Source organism: Pleionea sp. CnH1-48 (assembly GCF_024124665.1).
GTDB lineage: Bacteria > Pseudomonadota > Gammaproteobacteria > Enterobacterales > Kangiellaceae > JAMXSB01.
The window spans coordinates 102,062-121,098 of record NZ_JAMXSB010000015.1 but is presented as its reverse complement, the minus strand read 5'-3'; the positions used below and the strand labels follow the sequence as shown (position 1 = coordinate 121,098).

The following is a 19,037-nucleotide window of genomic DNA, read 5'->3' as shown; positions in this document are numbered from 1 at the left end:
AATGCCTTGTACAGTATGAAGGTGATAACTCGTTTAAGAAGGATCAGCGCAGCCACATAATGGCGACAAGTACACCGACAACAGCCAGAAAGATACCTGATACTTTTAGAATCATGGCCGTATTGCCCTCTTCTTCTTCAAAAAGTACTCGCGGTTTGTTTCCAATTCCCTGAAAAACCAGCTCCATGCCACCCACGATAATCTCGTCACCATCAGTCAAGGTAGCCGAGGTTGCCATTCTGCCGTTAATCAACAGGCCATTAGCGGCTCCATTGTTTTTGATATGCCAACGGGTGCCTTCTTTAAAAATATCGATATGACGTGCCGACACACTGGTTTCATCCCGCGAAAGGTGATGGCCTAGCATACGTCCAACAGCATTACCTTCTGGATTGAGCTGATAAACCTTACCCCGTAGCGACTGTGATTTGCCGTGCAAAAACGCAGGCGTAGGATCCGTAGGAATATCCATCACAGGTGGTGTGTTATAACGGCGGGTTGCTGCGAGTTCTGGTTTCATTTTAGGTGCGTCTTTCGCCCCTCTAATTTGAGTCTGAGGGCGCTTAGCTGCTGCCTTTTTTTCAGTGCTGGAGCTAAAAGAAGGATGATGGCTGGCCGGATTGATATCACCAGCAAATAACACCTTAAAAGAAAACTTATCGACCGTAAATTCATCTCCATCATTCAGAGGCATAGAGTCGACTTTCTTACCATCCACATAAGTTCCATTAGACGAGCCCATATCTTCAAGATATAGCTGTCCATTGTTTATGTACACGCGAGCATGACGTCGAGATACATGCTGCAACGGAACGGAAATATCGCATTCATGATCTCGCCCAATCACCAGACTTTCATTAACTGGAAACAACTGACCGTTGTATGGTGACGTTTGAGCTTGCAGCAACCAATCGCTAATGGCGGGACGCACTACGGTTTCTTGACGGACAGCGGACTTGATAGGACTACGATTCAACAATGGGTCTATCAGACGCATTTGCACGGAGCCAACACGAATCACATCCCAAGGTTTTAATTCTTGATCAAGAGGTACGAGGGAGTCGTTAACATAAGTACTGCGATTTTGCGCCTTATGCTTAAGCGTGACTACCTGATCATTAACATGAAGCTCAAAATGAAAAGGCTCAACGCCGTCTTCATTAATCACTATATTGCAGGAGGCATCACTACCTACTTTTAATAGCGGATCGACCAACCACAAATCAGGCTTCGACTGATCCACAAACTGCAATTTTAACATTCATCGCCTCCCTTTTGACGATCACTTATTAACACACTGAATGCGACAACACATAAAATATAAGAGCGCAAAATCACCGCCAACGTACCTAAAACATAGCCCAAAATAGCTCTAAGACATAGAGCCAGATGGTCATTAAGACACGGTTTGAAACAAAAGTTGCGGTGTAAACATTTTGTTTTAAAGCGACAAAGCACTCTCACTAAGAGATGCTGTTCTAGACAAGCCAGTCTTAATGCTAATCTCCACACGTCTTACAGATAACACGGATCTGAAGGCAATATATTGATCTACGAGATTAGTAAAAGGATAAACCACATGATAGCCAACGTAAGTGGCAAGGTATGAAATCCTAAATCAGCACGCAGTTTACAAACTATCTCGCGTGGAGTCTATCGCCACTACTCGGATATCGATGCATCTGCGTCAATTTACCACATTAAAAGGCCAAGTAAGAATCTTGACCTTACTAAACGCCCGTCAAAAATTAGCGATAAGAGATGCCCAGCTTTTGATAAACAAATCCCATCAACCAAGCAGGACCAATCAACAAAAAGAAAATATCCTGAAAGAAAGAAGGCTTTTTGCCTTCGATATGATGACCAATAAACTGAAGAATCCACGCCACCACAAAAATACCCACGCCAACTTGCCACAGTGGAATAGGAGATATCGACTGTAATGCTGCACAAGCCCACATAACAAGGACAGAAAATAGCAACATACCAATACTTAAACTCAGTGACATGAGCGTATAAAAAATCATCACAAAAGCTAACGTCAAAGTCGCCCAATTCAACCAAGCGTACTCGGCCATCCAGGACGGCTGAGGCACATCCCACAACATCAAAGCAACGCTCCAGAAAATCGCAGGTACACACAGCCAATGGATTAATTTATTGGTTTTATTCTGGTGGCTCTCGCCATACTCTTGAAACCATTGTGTAGCGCTTTTCATAATCTCCCCCTATTATTGGTCTAAAAGAAAATATAACACTGGGTTATGATTAAAATAAAGTCGTTATAGTCGCGTTTTTACGCGAAAAGACTCTAACCTGTTGAGATATTGCACTTTCATCATATCACTCAGTGCAAGCAGTCAGTTTTGGGGAGAACGCAATGGGGCATATCACGTTAATGACGGATTTTGGGCATCGCGATGGTTACGTTGCCTGTATGAAGGGCTATCTGCTCAGCCATACTCATGGATTTCAAATTCATGATGTCGCTCACGATGTTGCGCCACAAAATGTTTGGCAAGCCGCAATGGCCGCACAACGCTACACCCAGCACTACCCAGACAATAGTATTCATCTGGTGGTGGTTGATCCCGGTGTTGGTTCTGAGCGCAAAGCGCTAGCCTTGAAGTGTGATAGTCATTGGCTAGTAGGGCCAGATAACGGCGTGCTTTCATTTGCAGCCAAAGAATACAAAGAATGCCAGGCGTACGCCTTGCGCAGCCATACCCAATGGTGGCAAAAGCACGATAGTTTTGATGGGCTGGCGTTATTTGCTCCAGCAGCAGCTCAGCTGGCTCAGGGTACCCCTATCGAAAAAATGGCCGATCCCTTGCTGCACATTCACGAGTTGGTTTATCCCGAAGCAGAATTAGTCGGCAACTCACTTATCGGTCAGGTGGTTGCTTTTGATCACTTCGGTAATGCCATTACCAATATTTTTGCCAGCGACATTCCTAAAAATCAGCCATTAGAAATACAATGCCAGTCACTCAATTTTCCGCTCTGCCAACATTATTGTGCCGCACCTGCCCACGGTCGTCTGGCATTAATTAACAGCGATCAACAAATCGAACTGGCGGTTTATCAAAGCTCTATACGCCGTGAAGCTAATCTAAAAGTGGGCGATCTGGTCTCCATTGCGCTCAATCACCTCCAGCCCGCCTGACAGTCCCGTCGCCTATTAAAATGCAGCGGGTTAGCTGCATTTTGGAATACTTTGGGTATAGTCCTTATATTTCTTAAAAATATTCTGCTTAGAGGCAAACTTTTTTAATGAGGCCTACGACTAAGATTGTAAAGAACACAGGCCTTACTGACCAATAACGCTCATAAATATGATGTTACTCAACGATAGTGATGAAAAGTTAATCGACAAAGCACTGAATGGTTCGCAACGAGCCTGGGGGAAATTAGTGCGTCGCTATGAAGGCAAGGTGTACAACTATTGCCTGCGCATGAGCGGAAGTCAAAACGACGCGATGGACCTGATGCAAGAAGTGTTTCTTGCGGTGTATCGCAATTTACCGAATTTTCGGCAACAAAGCAGCTTTACCACCTGGTTATTTCGTATCGCCAGCAATAAGTCGACAGACTGGTTACGCTCGCGACACCGAGTACCCACACTGAATGCTGATGAGCTGCCTACCGACCATACACCCGGTTCTGGCTCGCCTCAGCAGAGTTTGCAGCAAGATCGCGATAACCAGCACATCATGCACATGTTGGGAGAGTTGAGCGCAGAACAACGAGTGGTTGTTGAACTTAAGTTCTTTCAGCACTTTACGTTTGAAGATATTGCCGCCCAATTGGGCATATCAACCAATACCGCCAAAACACGCCTTTATGCAGGTTTAAGACGGTTAAAAGGTAAAATGGAGATCCAAAATGCCATGTAATCATCAACAGGTCGAAGCCCATCTTTGCGACTATCTTGATGGCGCTCTGGACCCGGCACTGAATCGAGAAATCGAACATTGCATCGAAACCTGTGAAGAATGCCGCGAGGTTTACGAAAGCGCTCTGCAAGTACGCCAATGGTCCCATCAATGGCAACCGCAACCAGTGCCCGACTGGCACCGCACCGAGTACGCCATTCCCAAACGTAAAACTGCGTTTGAGTGGATGCCCTGGCTATCAATGGCGACATCGGCGTTAGCTATCTTAATGGTCGTCTTTAAAGTTGAAATAGTATCCACCCAACAAGGTGTGACCATCAGTTTTGGCGGACAGGCCAGCCAGGTTCAGCTAGCACAACATATCGATCAAAAAATTAACGAGTTAGCCATCAAACAACTGGGGTATATCGACAACCGTTTCGAAGAGCAGCAATTAGCTCAGGCCACGGTTACCAAAGGCATGTTGCAAGAGCTATTGGAACATAGTCGCCAAGAACGACGCCAGGATATGCAAACACTGATGGCAAGCTGGTTAAAGCAACGTGAATCGGATAACGCAGAAATGAATAAGCGCGTTGATTACATTCTTGATAACCAGATTGAAAACAATCAGTACCTGAACAGAGTGCTTCAGGTATCGAATACAAATCACCTTTAGTGGAGGTTCAAATGAAATTAAAACGTTTAGTGGTAAGCTGTTGCCTCCTAAGTGCATCAACCTTAGTGTTGGCAGCTCCAGATATGAAGCGAGTGCAAAAAGACATTCGCATTATGACAGGCATCTTTGAAACAGCCAGCAACGACAGCAGCTATAGCCCACGTAAAGTGAAAGTAGAAGCCACCTATCTCGCCAATCAGGGTATCGTATTTCGTTTCGGTGGCGGTGGTTTTTCTCACCACCTGTTTCCAAGCTCGAGTTTTGGCGATGCACATGACTGGGAAGTGTGGGGAGAAAGTCTGGGCAATAATGTTGCAGCCATCGTCGGAAACATTGCTTCCGTCATAGATCCTGTAGCACCAGAAGCGCCAGTGCCGCCCGATGTCGAAGGTGAACTAGCACACCTGCACCATGAGTCAGAACGTCAGGCAGAAATTCGCGAGCAACTTGCCGAAATGCGAGAAGCCCTAAGAGATTCAAAAGAAAACTATCGCGATTATCTACGTGAGTTACGTGAACTGGAAAGAGAAAGCTATCACGCAGAACAAGAACGTTCTGATGACATCGAACAAAAAAAGAAAGCTGTTGAAAAACGCATTGAATCTATAAAAGAACAGATGGGTGCTTATAAAGTTAAAATGAGCGAGTATCGAGAAGAAAAAACGCGCAAGTACCGCGTGAAAAAAGATAAGTTCATCAACGATACACTGGTAACACTGTGCGATTACTCGTCATCATTACGCAGCGTAGCTAACGACCAGCACATCACACTGATTTTCAGTAACTTTGCTAACGAGCGTAATGCAACAGACTTGACCTATGTCTTCAAAAAGTCGCACCTATCTCGTTGTGATTCAACATCAGAAAACGACATTGAGCGATTAAAATCTCGCGCCATTCATTATGTTCAATAAAGACAAAGGAGGCTCTTAGCCTCCTTACTTTTATGGCATTTTATAGACCACACCATCTTTCATGACAAAACTGACCGATTCCATCAATTCAATTTGAGTAAGAGGATCGCCTTCTACCGCAACAATGTCAGCCAGTTTACCGACTTCTATAGAACCTAATCGCTCGTTTATTCTTAATAGTTTGGCGGTCTCAATCGTTGCCGACTGAATGCTTTTCATCGGACTCATCCCCACCTCAACCATATACTTGAACTCACGTCCGTTCAGCCCATGCGGAAACACGCCCGCATCGGTCCCAAAGGCAATTTTTACGCCGCGCTTAATCGCTTTAGCAAATGTCTTCTGAATTTGTGGTCCCACCGCTTTCGCTTTCGGTTGTACAATAGGAGGATAGGTATTGGCTTTATCGGCTACCCACTTGCCAGCGGTGATGGTAGGCACATAATAGGTTCCCATCTTTTTCATTAAGCTCATGGCTTCTTTGTCCATATAGGTGCCGTGTTCAACAGAATGAACGCCGGCTTTGATAGCTCGCTTCATACCCTCTGCTCCATGAGCATGAACGGCAACCACAAAGCCATAATCTTTGGCCGCAGCCATAATGGCATCCAGTTCATCATCAGTGAATTGAGGGTTTTCTCCGCTTTTTGCCAGACTTAAAACACCACCAGTCACGGTTAACTTAATGACGTCGGCCCCTTCTTTGTAACGCTGACGCACCGCTTTATAGGCGTCGGCAACACCGTTCACCACACCTTCTTTTGGGCCAGGATCTTTCATCAGCTCATGATTCAAGCCATTGGTTGGATCTGCATGGCCTCCTGTTGTCGCAATGCTTTTACCTGCGGTAAATACACGAGGCCCAGGAACAGTCCCTTTATCAATAGCTTTGCGCAGCTCAACGGTCACATTAGGATCACCGCCTAAATCTCGAACCGTGGTGAATCCGGCAAGTAAGGTCTTATTGGCATTGGCCACTGCTTTGATAGCAAAAAAACTTTCGTTATGAAAAAAGCCTTCGGTGTAAGATTCAGCCGTCATTTCATTCATCAAGTGGGTGTGCATATCCATCAATCCTGGCATGACGGTGGCATTTTTTAGATCAATAATCTCAGCGCCTTGCACATAACCTTCTTTTATTGCGGCTATCTTATTGCCTTCAATAACAATAGAAACTTTTTCTCTTACTTTTCCATTAATCGTATCAATCATTTTTCCGGCGTGAATAATCTTCTCAGCACCGACAACCAGCTGAACAAACATCGATAACGTGACAAAAACAAACCATTTCATAAACTGACAGCCCTTAGCTATTAGAACCAATAAAGGTTGAGTAAAGTTATGCGTTTCGGCTATAACTGAATATTGACGATTGTGTTTCAACACTGCAACCTACCTATTACAGATAACAGGAAATAGAAGAAGGTATGAAAGCACTTAAGTTTGGCGGTTCTTCATTGCGGAATTTAGATGGTTTATTGCGCAGTTGTCAAATCACACAGCAACAACTAAGCAATAGCCGAGGCATCATTGTCGTATCAGCGCTTGGTGGTGTCACCAATACACTTGAGCAAGCCATTGATGCAGCGCTAACCGGTCAAGATTCACAAACCTTGCTTGAGGATTTAACACACCGCCACCAACAAAGAGTGCAAGAGGTATCTGCCGAGTTTCCTGAGCAGGATTTCACAGACTGTCAAAAAACCGTGGATGAGGCACTGGCCCAGTGTGCTCGTTGGTTACAGGGTATCCAACTGACTGCCGATGCGTCCGATCATACCAAGGCTCGAATTCTCGGCCTTGGCGAGTATTTGTCGGCTCAGATCTTTCACTATACCCTGAGCGCACAGAATCCCGAGAAAAACATTCAACAGCTTAACAGCCAAGATTACCTGTTCACTCGCGGCCCGCTCCTCGAGGGACATGTTGATGAAGAAAAATCCCATGAAAAAATAAAACAACTCACTTCATCTAAGGGAGACTGGTTTATTGCCCCCGGATTTGTCGCCACTCATGAAAGTGGTCAAACAGGATTACTTGGTCGCAACGGCTCTGATTTATCAGCAGCTATTTTCGCAGCAGGATTATCTGTTGAAGAGCTACAAATCTGGACGGATGTTGACGGTGTGTATAATGCCGATCCCAACGTGATCCCTCAAGCTCAGGTTATTCATCACCTGAGCTATCATGAAGCGATGGAACTGTCGTTTTTTGGTGCGAAAGTGCTCCACCCTAAAACCATTGCCCCCATTGCGACCTATCAAATCCCGACTTATATCAAAAATACATTCAATCCGCTGTTTACAGGCACTCGCATTACAGAAGAAGGCGCGCAGGAAGACCGAGCAGTGACTGGTATTACGATGCTTGATGATCTGGCAATGCTCAATGTATCGGGCACCAACATGAAGGGAGAAGCAGGCCTTGCTAGCCGTGTTTTCTCTTGCCTGTCACGGGAGAAAATCTCGGTGATTATGATTTCTCAATCTTCTTCAGAGTATTCCATTGCTTTCAGTGTAAATGCACAAGACGCTATCGCAGCCAAAAAAGCACTAGAAAAAGAATTTGCTTTAGAAATAAAACATCACCAAATGGAACCTGTTGAGCTGCGTTCGCATTTATCGTCCATCACCGTTGTTGGTGATAATATGAAACAAACTCATGGTATTGCCGCCAACTTATTTAATGCTTTGGCCAGTGCTAATGTTAACATTATCGCTATTGCACAAGATTCTTCAGAACGGTCTATTTCTGCCATAGTCAGAAGTGCCAAAGTTAAAACCGCAGTGAATAAAACTTACGAATACTTTTTTGAATGCCCGCGTATTATCTCTGTCGTCTTATACGGTGTAGGAACCATCGGAGCCGAGTTGATTCAACAGATCCAACAACAGCAACAACATCTGCTCAAACAGCGCATTGATATTCGAGTTATCGCCATTGCAAACTCACGGCAGTTGCTGTGGAATGAACAAGGCATTGCACTCGACAATTATCAGGAAGCTCTCGCCAATAGCTCCAGCAACAGCTCCATCGATGAACTGCTCAATCTATGCCAGCAAGGTTGTCCATTGAATCCAGTGTTTGTCGACTGCACCAGCAATGATGATCTGGCCATGGCTTATACGCGTATTCTCGATTCGGGCTTGCATCTAGTGGCAGCAAACAAAAAAGCCAATACCGCAAGCATGAAGTATTACAATGCCCTGAGAGATTCCACCCAACACTCGCTGAAAAAGTTCTGCTACGAAACCAATGTCGGTGCAGGCTTGCCCATAATAGGCCAGGTACAAAACCTGGTACGCAGTGGCGATAAGCTTCAAGCTTTTGATGGCATTTTATCAGGCTCTCTTTCTTATATCATGGGACGTCTGCAGGACGGACTGACTTTTTCTAAAGCCGTTATCGAAGCCAAAGAAAAAGGCTTTACAGAGCCCGATCCAAGAGATGACCTATCCGGTATGGACATCGCCAGAAAACTGCTAATTATTGCCAGAGAGTTTGGTCTGGAAGCAGAACTCTCGGATGTCGAGATCGATCCGTTATTGCCAAGCCACTTTAACGCCAACGGCAGTGTTGAAGACTTTTTATCGCGACTACCAGAACTTGATGGCAGTTACACCGAAAAAAATCAGGCTGCAGAACAACACTCAAAAGCCCTAAGATACGCTGGCACCATAGAGCCTGATGGAAAAATGAAAGTGCAGCTGCTTGCTGTGGATAGTTCACATCCTTTATTTGGTATCCGTGACGGCGAAAATGCCTTCTCATTTACGACGCAAAGATACAATCCAGTGCCTTTGGTCATTCGAGGTTACGGTGCTGGCGCCGAAGTCACAGCAGCTGGTGTATTTGGTGATATATTACAAACCATTGTTGCCTAAACGGAAATCCATCTTATGCAGTCTGTCCGTGTATTTACACCTGCCTCAATCGGCAACTTTATTGTTGGCTTTGATTTACTAGGCGCCGCCATCGAATCCGATAGTCGCCCATTAGGTGACGATTTGGTGGTGTTTGCAGATCCGAATCAAAACATTGAATGCTCTGGTGAGTTTTCTGATCTATTACCAGCACATAAAGAAAATTTAATTCATGTCAGTGAGCGACGTTTTAACAAAGCATTGCAAGAACAAGCAATAGAGCCACAGAAGCTCTCTTACCAACTGACCAAACATTTGCCTGCTGGTAGCGGTCTGGGCTCAAGTTCCGCTTCCATTGTTGCCTCGCTGTATGCATTGAACGAGTGGTATCAACGCCCTTTTAACAATAAAGAACTGCTTTTGATGGCTGCAGAAGTCGAAGGGGGTAACTCGGGCGGTAAACACTTTGACAATGTCGCTCCAGCTTTGTTTGGAGGACTTCAATTGATCAATGCAGAAGGCGAACAACCCAGTATTGCTCTGCCAACCTTTAACAATTGGCATTATGCTATTTGTTTTCCAGACATTCAGATAACCACCAAAAGTGCCAGAGAGATTTTGCCAAACGATGTCTCTTTAGCAGCATCTACCACCATGCAAGCTCGACTGGCGGCGTTTATAGCCGCCAGTTATCAGCAGGACGAAAACAGCGCATACGTTCTATTACAAGACGATGTCATAGAGCCTTGTCGCTCACAACTGATCCCTGGCTTTGCTCAAGCCAAACGGGCCTGTCTTGATGCAGGAGCTTTGAGTTTTGGTATTTCAGGTTCTGGGCCTACTTGCTTTGCGATCACGCAAGATGCAACACAGGCCCGCACAATAAATGAACTCATGTTGGATAAGCTAGGGCAAGGCTCCAGAGCGTTTGCGTGTGTAGCTCAGCTCTCAGAAAAAGGGACTCGATTGGTGGAAGAGCATTGATCTGCCACCAATCATTCACATAGGACCAATAAAACTTATTGAGTTTTGCTCAAGTGCTGACGTAGAAACTGGCGAATCGCCTGATACATTTTGTTGCGCGACTCGGGTTGTTTAATACCATGGGCTTCATTGTCAAAGATTAAAGCCTGATGGGATTTTTTAAGTTGCTTTAATTGTTTGACCAAAGCCTCGGCATGTTTAATTTGAACAACCTCATCAGCACCACCGTGGATGATTAATACTGGAGCTTCAAGAGACTTAAGTTGTTGTGAAAGATCATGCCGCTGTTTCCATTCTGGAAGCATATAATCTCCAAACTGCTCCACGAACGCAGGCAACAACGCGGGCTGTTCTTGTGCAACTTGCTCTGCTATCCAGCCAAAATTAACAGGAGTCGACAACAACACTCCACATAAGTAATCATAGTCACGCTCAATCAATTCAGATAAAGCGGCAAATCCACCAAAGCTTGCGCCCATTAAGCAGATGCGATCACTATCTATGCGTTTTGCGGCCTCCAACCAATCAACGGCCGCTTCAATATCTTCATTCAAGGTTTGCAGAATATTTTGATAGACCAGCCGCTGAGACTGTTTGCCAAATCCCGATGAACCTCGATAGTTCAGAGTTAGGACCTGATAACCCTGCTGCGCCAGCCACTGTTCTTCTGGTAAAAAACGCCACTGATTACGAACGGCAAATGGCCCACCATGCAACTTAATAATCAAAGGACGTTTTTTATTACCCGCTGATGTTGTGGATGTTAAATAGGCCGTCAATGGCGCAGCTTTTTTAACAGGGATAGTAAAGGCCTGCGTTGGAAATAAAGTATCACGATTTAACTGTGGCATTCGTCGATGCAGCTTCACCACTCGGTTAGTCTGACTGTCCACCCAAAGCCATAACCCAGGCTCAGTCGGCGACTCTACAAAAATAATCCAGTAATGCTCTTTTTTGCTACGAGCGATAACTTTCCAACGGCCATGCTTATCAACATGCAGGAGTGTTTGCTTAAGACGCGCAAATGCTAGCGACTCTGCTACTTGCTGTGGATACAAGCCATCAAAATAGATGCCTTCAACCTGGCTTTGATCAGGGTTTATTAAAAAGTCATCCACATCAAATTGAGTATGACGATACAATGCCGCAGGGTCTCTGCCGGGGGTCCAACTGTATAATGTCGAAGTATTGGTTTCGGCATTACTGACAAACCATAGAGACTGACAATCCGTATTAGCCTCTAAAGATGAATAATTCTGTGAAAAAGGTGCAGGCAATAACAAGGGCTTCCAGGTTTGGTTGCTCAGTTGCCACAACTTATCCTGCTCATCGGTGGCCAGACACAAATTACCGTCGCCCGACACACTTAATGAACGGGTATTTTTGGGTAAAGACTGAGAATGACGAAGCTGCCGCGAAAAGAAATCAAATCTATCGGCTTTCGCTTTTGTTCGGTTCCATACCCAAAAACTCTCAGTGTCACTTTCGCTGCGCAAGATCTCCAGAGATGCTCCACCAACAACTAGCAATTCAGCGCGCTGATGAGTTAAATTCAGCAACAAAATGCTGCTATGTTGCTCACTATCTAATAACTGCACCAACACATCATCTTTTGACAAAAACTGAGCGTAAGCAACACTTTCACCAAGCTTTAACGGATAGCTTTTTGCCGATGGCTGACCAATCACCTGAGTGATCAGAGACTGCCTGCCATCGTCAGCGGTCTTTAACCAGAGAATTGACTGACCGTCGTCAGATAGGTCCAGTGCGATTTGTTGTTGTGGCTCGAACCAGCTCAAAATATCAAACGAGCCTGATTCGGCAATAAGTTTAGAAGACCAAAAACTCACAGCGAAAGCTGCAATCAATACTCGGGTAATACTCAACATCCAACTACTCTCTTTTATTCGCTTTCACCAGACATTTCTAAATGGTTCTTGATATCAATGGCAGGCTGATAGTTACGTGAAGCGGCTCGATTCAGATAATACTTAGCTTCTCTAGAATCCTTTGCCACAGCCAATCCCTTACTATAGTGCTCATAAAGCATAACCATCGCTTTGTTGACGCCTCGGTCGGCGGCGTAACGAAACTTTTTGTAAGACTGTTTATAGTCAACGGGCGTACCCCAACCATTAAAGTACATTAAGCCTAATAAAGTCACCGAGCGAGCGGTTCCTGTCTCTGCCGCTTTGCGACACCAATAAAAGGCTTTCGAATAGTTTTTTTCAAACCCGATGCCGTACAAAAACCGATGACACAAAGCGTGCGTCGATTCTTTTTTTCCTTGTTGAGACTCTTCTTCAAGGGTTTGAAAACTTTTTTCATAAAGCGTTTGAGTCGCTTTGCAGCCAGAGAGAAGGAAGCTCAGCACCAGTACAAAAAGCGCAGGATATTGTCGTTTTAGAAACACCATGATAGCGAACCTCTTTAAAGTTATTGTTGTTCCGACTCGTTTTGATAGCAATCAGGAAAGTATCGTTCCATAAAGGTGGCTGGTTTCACTAGAGACTGAAACCCGAATTTGGCATAGAGTCCATGAGCATCCGATGTCGCCAGAGTAAAACGACGTAATGAACAGAGCTCCGGATGCTCCACGACAGCCGACATCAATTGGCGGCTGACTCCTCGCCCACGAAATGCATCAAGTACAAAAACATCCACCAGATTAGCAAAAGTCGCATAGTCTGAGATAACTCGAGCAAACCCTACTTGTTGCTCCTCAATGTAAGCACCAAAGCAAAGCGAATGAGCAATGGACTTTTCTACCGTTGCCCTGTCTATGCCGCGAGCCCAGGCAGAATGCTGCGTTAAAAACTGATGAATTAACGCAACATCCAGAAGTTTCTTATCGGTACTAATGCAGACGGTCATCGGCTACTCTCAAATGTCCTCGATGAAGGGTTCTCCAGCCAATTTGAGCGTCATTTCTTTCTTATAAGTGGTGATACTGATGGTCTCTTCGTCCACCTGAATAATGCTGACAATATCATCAATGACTTCGTCGTCGGGATCATCAAGCAAACTTGTTTCTGAATAATGTGTAATATCAGGAAATACGATGCGTAAAGCAGGCTCCTGCTTTTTAGGCTCAAACATACATTCTATAAACACCATGCGCACATCAATATCGTAAATCATGTCGCTAATATAAGGGGAACAATCGCCTAATAATTCATCGGTAAGATCCATACAATTCTCCAGCAAGTTGAGATGGCACGACTATCCTCCGTCTCAGGTCAAAATGCAAGTTAAATCCATCGTTCGCAGCCCGGCAAAATTCAACCAACGGAACTCCGCAGCTCCAACAAAAAGTAGCCTAATAAAACAACAAGTCATGGTTTTTTTGGCGTTTCTGCCCAGTTATCGGCAATAAGCATTGCAGAACAGAAATTTTATACCCAAAGCATTTCGAGGTGCAGGTAGGCAGCAAGCAAGCGAATCTCCTGAGCTTAGATACACTAAGTGATTGGGGTGAGTGCGCGCAGCGCTGCAACTTGAACATCAGCGCTGCTTCTTGAAAGGCGACGGGTATATCTCCTAAAATGAGATAAGAAACGTTATTTCTCGGAGCCATGTTATGAGCCAAGTGTTGCAAGAACTGGTCGATTTACTCAGCCTGGAAAAAATAGAAGTCGGACTTTATCGCGGCGACAGCCAGAATCTGGGGTTTGGTCGAGTATTTGGTGGTCAAGTTATTGGCCAAGCCCTGGCGGCAGCCAATCAAACCGTTGAGGCTAACCGCCCGGTTCATTCGTTCCACTCTTACTTCCTGTTGCCGGGCGATTCATCGAAACCGATTGTCTACGATGTCGAAAATGTGCGCGACGGTGGCAGCATCTCGACCCGACGTGTTAAAGCAATTCAAAATGGCCGCTCAATATTCTTTATGACGGCATCTTTTCATGAAGCAGGAACAAGCTTTGACCATCAGGCAGAGATGCCCACAGTAGAGGGGCCCGATGGGTTAACTTCAGAACTCGAGTTTGCTCGAAAGTACGCTGACTATATACCAGAAAAAGTAAGAGGCATTTTTACCTGCGAAAAACCTATCGAAATGCGTCCGGTTAATTTTCATAATCCTATGAAGCCAGAAAAAGCCGAGCCGGTACGTCATGTGTGGATGAAAACAAATGGGCAGCTCCCCAATGACGAAACACTGCATCGTTATTTGTTAGCCTATGCGTCAGACTTCAGCTTTTTGCCAACAGCGGGGCAGCCACATGGTGTGTCTTTTATGACACCAAAACTACAAATGGCCACTATTGACCATTCTATGTGGTTCCATCGTGATTTTCGTTTTGATGACTGGTTGCTCTATTCCATCGAAAGTCCATCGGCGTCTAATGACCGAGGCTTCGTTATTGGTAAGATTTTTAATCGCGAAGGCAAGCTAGTAGCTAGCTCAACTCAAGAAGGCGTCATGCGCATCAAACAATAGTCCCAGCTTAAAAAAAAGCCGATGAGTTTTGCTCATCGGCTTTTTTATTGTTCAGAATCTAGCGTACTACTTAATCAAAAAAACGCTTCTTCACATCTTCTGGCAACGCAAGTCCGGTAATATTCGCTCGCTGCAACAACTGCCAGAAATAACGATAGGTTGCACGATCATGCAACTCACCTTTGTACTGAATAGGTCCCCACTCAGCATCTTGGGCAGCCGTCAAAATACCACAGGCATCTTCAACTTCAGAGTAATCCGGTTTCATCGCATCAATAATGGCGCGAATTTGCGTTGGATAAATACTCCACATTCTTAAGAAACCAAACTCATAGCGAGCACGCTCAGCATCTTTGTATGTCTGGTAGGGATTTTTTAGATCAAGTGTCACGTTGTGCGCAGGCACAACCCCTTCTGACAATGCCGCAGCAACCATTTCTGTTTTAGAACGCTGCAACATAGGGTGGTCAAACTGACCAGGCGAACGCATAGCAGAAGCAGGAATGGCTCCCTGGTGGGCACTCACAAAATCCATCATGCCGAAGTCTAATACTTGAATCCACGGAAGCTTGGCAATTTGCCAAACATCACGCAATGCGCCGTGGGTTTCGACTAACACATGAATAGGAATTTCACGCTCAATGTTATTCTTTTTGGCGACGTCCTGAATGTACTGGACCATCTCTGCGACTTGTTCAGCAGCTGTTGATTTAGGCAAAGTGATATAAGCAACACGCTCACCGATTTTAGGAACCAGGATATCAACGTCTTGCTTCCAATCTGGGTGGCTGTAGTCGTGAATACGAACACCGGCCATATTGAATTTGTTAGCATCGCTGCCAATTACGCTAGCAACCATTTCGGCATGCTCAACTTCTTTACCCGCTGCCGCGCCGTCTTCACAATCACAGGTAATATCAAAAACGGGTCCCATTTCTTCTTGCAGCGCCATCGCTTTGCGAATGAGTTTTTCGCTTCCTGCAAAATGTTCGCAAGATGGGATAATAGGAAAAGGCTTCTCGCCTTCGAATAATGCGTCTTGAGGGTGTACTTTATGGCTCATGGCCATCCTCCTAATTCTTATCTGCCCAGCTATACTCAGTACTCAAACTGTTTGTAAGTATAGATTTTTTCAGCCATTAGCTAAGTGACAGACTGATGACATCAAAGGTCACTCTGTTTATTAGCTTTAAACAAGGTTCGATATCACCTTGTTCTTACTCAAAAAATCACTAACTTTAAACAGACTAAACACTCATATAACGCATAGCCATTTCACACGAATGATTTTTTTGATTAAATTTTGCGCTGCAATACACCAGTTACAACGATACCCCAGAGCAAAATTGATAGCAACAAAAAATTCAAACAACTGATTGAAATGAGCGTTTAACTATGGTTTAGTATTATTGCGCTGCAAAATATAACCATAACGTATGTGCGCCAAAAGGCGCGAATTTAGCGGGTTTTAACCCATAAAGTTCAACATTTGCTTTTGAATTTGATAGGACCAGGCGATGAACTACGAGTACGCATTTCTCGACAACGTCGATGAAGAGGTAGTGCTAGGCGGCTATTGGCCGGGCATACAACTGTATTACCCTCCAGTAAAATACAACCCGGCTCAGGGCGAATATGAGACCATGGAGCAAGCGGCAGAGCGAATACGCAAACATGCCCACCATTGTCAGGCCCACACGCTGCTTTTCGACCTTGAAGATGGTTGTCGACAAAAAGAAATGAGCCGCCAACTTCTGATTCAGGAACTTCCCAAATTTCCCGAACGTAATTTCCAGATAGCCCTCCGCATTAATCCCTTCCGCACCCCCGAATACGAAAAAGATCTTGAGATGATAAAGGCCGTGGCCGAACACATCGATGTAATCATTCTGGCTAAAGCGGGTGAGGTTTATGGAGCTGCAGAAATCCGCGACCTATCAGCCTGGTTGGTCAGCGTTAACGATAAAATAGAAATTCAGCCGATTATCGAACACCCTCGCTCATTAAAGCTCGCCCCCGACTTAATGCAGTTTCCCAGTGTGAAGCATGTCGTTTTTGGTATTCACGACTTTTCTAAAGCGATGGCCATCCACCTGACACCAGAAGGCTGGATTGACGAACTGCGAACCTATCTGCGTAACTTGCTACTCGAAGCGCGTATTGCAGGTAAAGGTGTTATCGGCGGTGTTGAGGTACTGATTAATAACAACTCAATGCCCGAAAGTTTTATTGAGCCAAATGACGTACGCCGTTGGCTAGATCTTCATGGCGATCATGAATCACACGTTGTTCACCGTCACGCTGTTGAAGAAGCTCAAATGGGTTTAACCGGTAAGCAGGTCATCCACCCTTATCACATTCATTTGTGTAAAGTGGCTTTCACCCCATCTCCCATGCAAATCAAACGCAACGTCCAGGTTCTGAAAGCCGCAATCGAAGCCGATGCGTTATTGGGTGGTGCTATTCGTTTTGAAGGTGAAATGCTTGATCCGCCGATGTTTGGTAAGGCATTGCAAACATTACTACGTGCCTACGCATTAAAGTCTTTAAGTGAAGAAGACAAAATGTTTGCCATGGACGTATTAAAACGCTTACCTGTGCATGTTATTCGTGAAAACTGGCCCTACGGAAAAATTTAAATGAGTCATTTAGCAAACTATTTAGAGCAAACCGACAGTGGTTGGGAGTGGCAACTTCCCGAACAGTTTAATATTGGCGAAGCTTGTGTTGACCGTCACGTCAAAGAAGGCAACGGAGAAAAGCCCGCCTTTATTCTAGAAGATGCCAACCGTGGCACTTTTACGATGTCTTATCAGCAACTTTCCGAACGCACTTCGGCATTTGCCAACTTACTTAACAACCTTAGATTTAATTTAGGTGAGCGCGTTTTAATTCGTTTACCTAATAGCCTCGAGTACCCAACAGCATTCTTTGGTAGCTTAAAATACGGTGCGGTTGCAGTTCCTACCTCAACCTTACTGTCGGCAGAAGAAGTCGCTTATCTTGCCAACGACTCAGGCGCAACCGCTATCGTTACCGACAAGAAAATGTGGCCTCAACTGGCTGAAGCCTTAGCTCAATGCAAACAACTAAAAATGGTGTTGCTAACGGGCGAAGGCTCCATTCATGATTTGCCCAAAAGCGGTGACTTACAAATTCTGGACTTTGATACTGAAGTAGGCTGCCAAAAAGTTGAGTTCGAATCACGCCAAACTCGCAGCATTGACCCGGCTTATCTGGTTTATACCTCAGGCACAACCGGTTACCCAAAAGGGGTTTTACATGCTCACCGCGCGTTAATCGGACGCTTGCCTGCCAGTGAATACTGGTTCGATTTTAAAGAAGATGATCGCATCCTACACTCCGGCAAATTCAACTGGACTTACGTACTTGGCTCAGCTTTGATGGACCCACTGTTTCACGGCAAAACCGTTGTGGTTTACGAAGGTCCGAATGACGCCACTACCTGGCCCAAATTGATCGCCAAACACCAGTGCACCATCTTTATCGGTGTGCCGACTATTTACCGACAGATTATCCAGAAAACGGAATACTCAGCCGCAGAAGTACCCAGCTTGCGACATTGCATGAGTGCAGGAGAACATTTGTCGGATGAAATGTTATTAGCCTGGCGCGAACGCTTTAATCAAGACGTTTATGAAGCGATCGGCATGTCAGAATTGTCTTACTATATTTCTCAACACAAAGAAAAAGACATTCGTCCCGGAGCAGCAGGCTTCCCTCAACCAGGACACAATGTCACTTTGTTAGGTGAAGACAATCAACCGGTGACCGCCAAAGAAGAAGGCATGATTTGTATTCCTCTTGATGATCCAGGTTTGTTTTTAGAATATTGGCGATTGCCAGAAGAAACCGCAAAAGCCAAAGTTGATGGCTATTTTCGCACGGGTGATTATGCGCGTTATGATGATGACGGTTACATCTGGTTTGTTGGTCGAAAGGACGACATCATCAATACTTTTGGGTACCGCGTATCCCCCCATGAAGTAGAAAGAGTCATGAAAACACACCCAGCGGTTGCCGACTGTGTAGCGCTTGGAGAAGAAATTGGCAAAGATAAAGTCTTAGTTTCTATTTGTGTGATTCTTCAACCTGACGCCAACGCCAGCGAAGATGAACTATTAAGCTTTGGTGCAAGTCATCTTGCAAAATACAAAGCACCAAAGAAAGTCCATTTTATGGAAGATTATCCAAGAACGAAAAACGGCAAAGTGTTAAGAAAACAACTGATTGCCAGCTTGAAAGTGGGGACAGAATAAA

Annotated in this window: 17 protein-coding genes; 9 read left to right on the top strand and 8 right to left on the bottom strand. The window is 45.0% G+C overall.

The features are described 5' to 3' along the window. Positions 1 to 43: 43 nt before the first annotated feature. Both NH399_RS21080 and NH399_RS21075 read right to left on the bottom strand, forming a co-directional pair. Positions 44 to 1,261, bottom strand: a complete 1,218-nt coding sequence (locus tag NH399_RS21080; RefSeq protein WP_253043181.1) for an FHA domain-containing protein — start codon at positions 1,259 to 1,261, stop codon at positions 44 to 46. Positions 1,262 to 1,748: 487 nt separating this feature from the next. Beyond that, positions 1,749 to 2,219: a DUF962 domain-containing protein gene (locus NH399_RS21075; protein WP_253043180.1), complete on the bottom strand. Its 471-nt coding sequence runs from the start codon at positions 2,217 to 2,219 to the stop codon at positions 1,749 to 1,751. A gap of 161 nt (positions 2,220 to 2,380) precedes the next feature. On the opposite strand from NH399_RS21075, the gene NH399_RS21070 reads away from it, so the two are divergent. The 4 genes from NH399_RS21070 (at position 2,381) to NH399_RS21055 (ending at position 5,468) form a co-directional block, all read left to right on the top strand. Further along, positions 2,381 to 3,166 (top strand): S-adenosyl-l-methionine hydroxide adenosyltransferase family protein, encoded by a 786-nt coding sequence (locus NH399_RS21070; protein WP_253043179.1) that lies wholly within the window; start codon positions 2,381 to 2,383, stop codon positions 3,164 to 3,166. A gap of 169 nt (positions 3,167 to 3,335) precedes the next feature. After that, positions 3,336 to 3,896, top strand: a complete 561-nt coding sequence (locus tag NH399_RS21065) for an RNA polymerase sigma factor (protein ID WP_253043178.1) — start codon at positions 3,336 to 3,338, stop codon at positions 3,894 to 3,896. Beyond that, positions 3,886 to 4,554: an anti-sigma factor gene (locus tag NH399_RS21060; RefSeq protein WP_253043177.1), complete on the top strand. Its 669-nt coding sequence runs from the start codon at positions 3,886 to 3,888 to the stop codon at positions 4,552 to 4,554. Before NH399_RS21065 ends, NH399_RS21060 begins: the two co-directional genes overlap by 11 nt. A gap of 11 nt (positions 4,555 to 4,565) precedes the next feature. Further along, the gene (locus NH399_RS21055; protein WP_253043176.1) at positions 4,566 to 5,468 is read left to right on the top strand and encodes a hypothetical protein; all 903 of its coding nucleotides are present in this window, start codon (positions 4,566 to 4,568) and stop codon (positions 5,466 to 5,468) included. A 30-nt stretch (positions 5,469 to 5,498) separates the two neighbouring features. Here the strand turns inward: NH399_RS21055 and NH399_RS21050 are convergent, their stop codons facing one another. Further along, the gene (locus NH399_RS21050; protein WP_253043175.1) at positions 5,499 to 6,761 is read right to left on the bottom strand and encodes an amidohydrolase family protein; all 1,263 of its coding nucleotides are present in this window, start codon (positions 6,759 to 6,761) and stop codon (positions 5,499 to 5,501) included. Positions 6,762 to 6,895: 134 nt separating this feature from the next. On the opposite strand from NH399_RS21050, the gene thrA reads away from it, so the two are divergent. After that, the gene (gene thrA, locus NH399_RS21045) at positions 6,896 to 9,352 is read left to right on the top strand and encodes a bifunctional aspartate kinase/homoserine dehydrogenase I (protein ID WP_253043174.1); all 2,457 of its coding nucleotides are present in this window, start codon (positions 6,896 to 6,898) and stop codon (positions 9,350 to 9,352) included. 15 nt (positions 9,353 to 9,367) lie between these two features. Beyond that, positions 9,368 to 10,315, top strand: a complete 948-nt coding sequence (locus NH399_RS21040) for a homoserine kinase (RefSeq protein ID WP_253043173.1) — start codon at positions 9,368 to 9,370, stop codon at positions 10,313 to 10,315. A 35-nt stretch (positions 10,316 to 10,350) separates the two neighbouring features. Here NH399_RS21040 and NH399_RS21035 read toward each other — a convergent pair whose 3' ends face one another. Genes NH399_RS21035 through NH399_RS21020 form a run of 4 tightly spaced genes read right to left on the bottom strand, consistent with a single transcriptional unit; the run spans position 10,351 to position 13,507 of the window. Further along, positions 10,351 to 12,204, bottom strand: coding sequence for a S9 family peptidase (locus tag NH399_RS21035; RefSeq protein ID WP_253043172.1), 1,854 nt, complete (start codon positions 12,202 to 12,204; stop codon positions 10,351 to 10,353). A gap of 14 nt (positions 12,205 to 12,218) precedes the next feature. Further along, a complete protein-coding gene (locus NH399_RS21030; RefSeq protein WP_253043171.1) occupies positions 12,219 to 12,731 on the bottom strand; it encodes a tetratricopeptide repeat protein in 513 nt (170 codons plus the stop codon). Between the two features lie 20 nt (positions 12,732 to 12,751). Continuing rightward, positions 12,752 to 13,189, bottom strand: a complete 438-nt coding sequence (locus tag NH399_RS21025) for a GNAT family N-acetyltransferase (protein ID WP_253043170.1) — start codon at positions 13,187 to 13,189, stop codon at positions 12,752 to 12,754. 9 nt (positions 13,190 to 13,198) lie between these two features. Further along, positions 13,199 to 13,507, bottom strand: a complete 309-nt coding sequence (locus NH399_RS21020; RefSeq protein ID WP_253043169.1) for a hypothetical protein — start codon at positions 13,505 to 13,507, stop codon at positions 13,199 to 13,201. 388 nt (positions 13,508 to 13,895) lie between these two features. Between NH399_RS21020 and tesB the strand changes: the two genes are divergently transcribed. Then, a complete protein-coding gene (tesB, locus tag NH399_RS21015) occupies positions 13,896 to 14,756 on the top strand; it encodes an acyl-CoA thioesterase II (RefSeq protein ID WP_253043168.1) in 861 nt (286 codons plus the stop codon). A gap of 70 nt (positions 14,757 to 14,826) precedes the next feature. On the opposite strand, the gene NH399_RS21010 is transcribed toward tesB, so the two are convergent. Next, positions 14,827 to 15,819 carry a CoA ester lyase gene (locus NH399_RS21010; RefSeq protein ID WP_253043167.1) on the bottom strand — a complete coding sequence of 331 codons (993 nt, stop codon included), beginning with the start codon at positions 15,817 to 15,819 and terminating at the stop codon, positions 14,827 to 14,829. A 454-nt stretch (positions 15,820 to 16,273) separates the two neighbouring features. On the opposite strand from NH399_RS21010, the gene NH399_RS21005 reads away from it, so the two are divergent. Then, positions 16,274 to 17,395 carry a CoA ester lyase gene (locus NH399_RS21005; protein WP_253043166.1) on the top strand — a complete coding sequence of 374 codons (1,122 nt, stop codon included), beginning with the start codon at positions 16,274 to 16,276 and terminating at the stop codon, positions 17,393 to 17,395. Next, a complete protein-coding gene (locus NH399_RS21000; RefSeq protein ID WP_253043165.1) occupies positions 17,396 to 19,036 on the top strand; it encodes an acyl-CoA synthetase in 1,641 nt (546 codons plus the stop codon). The last annotated feature ends 1 nt before the right edge of the window (position 19,037 follow it).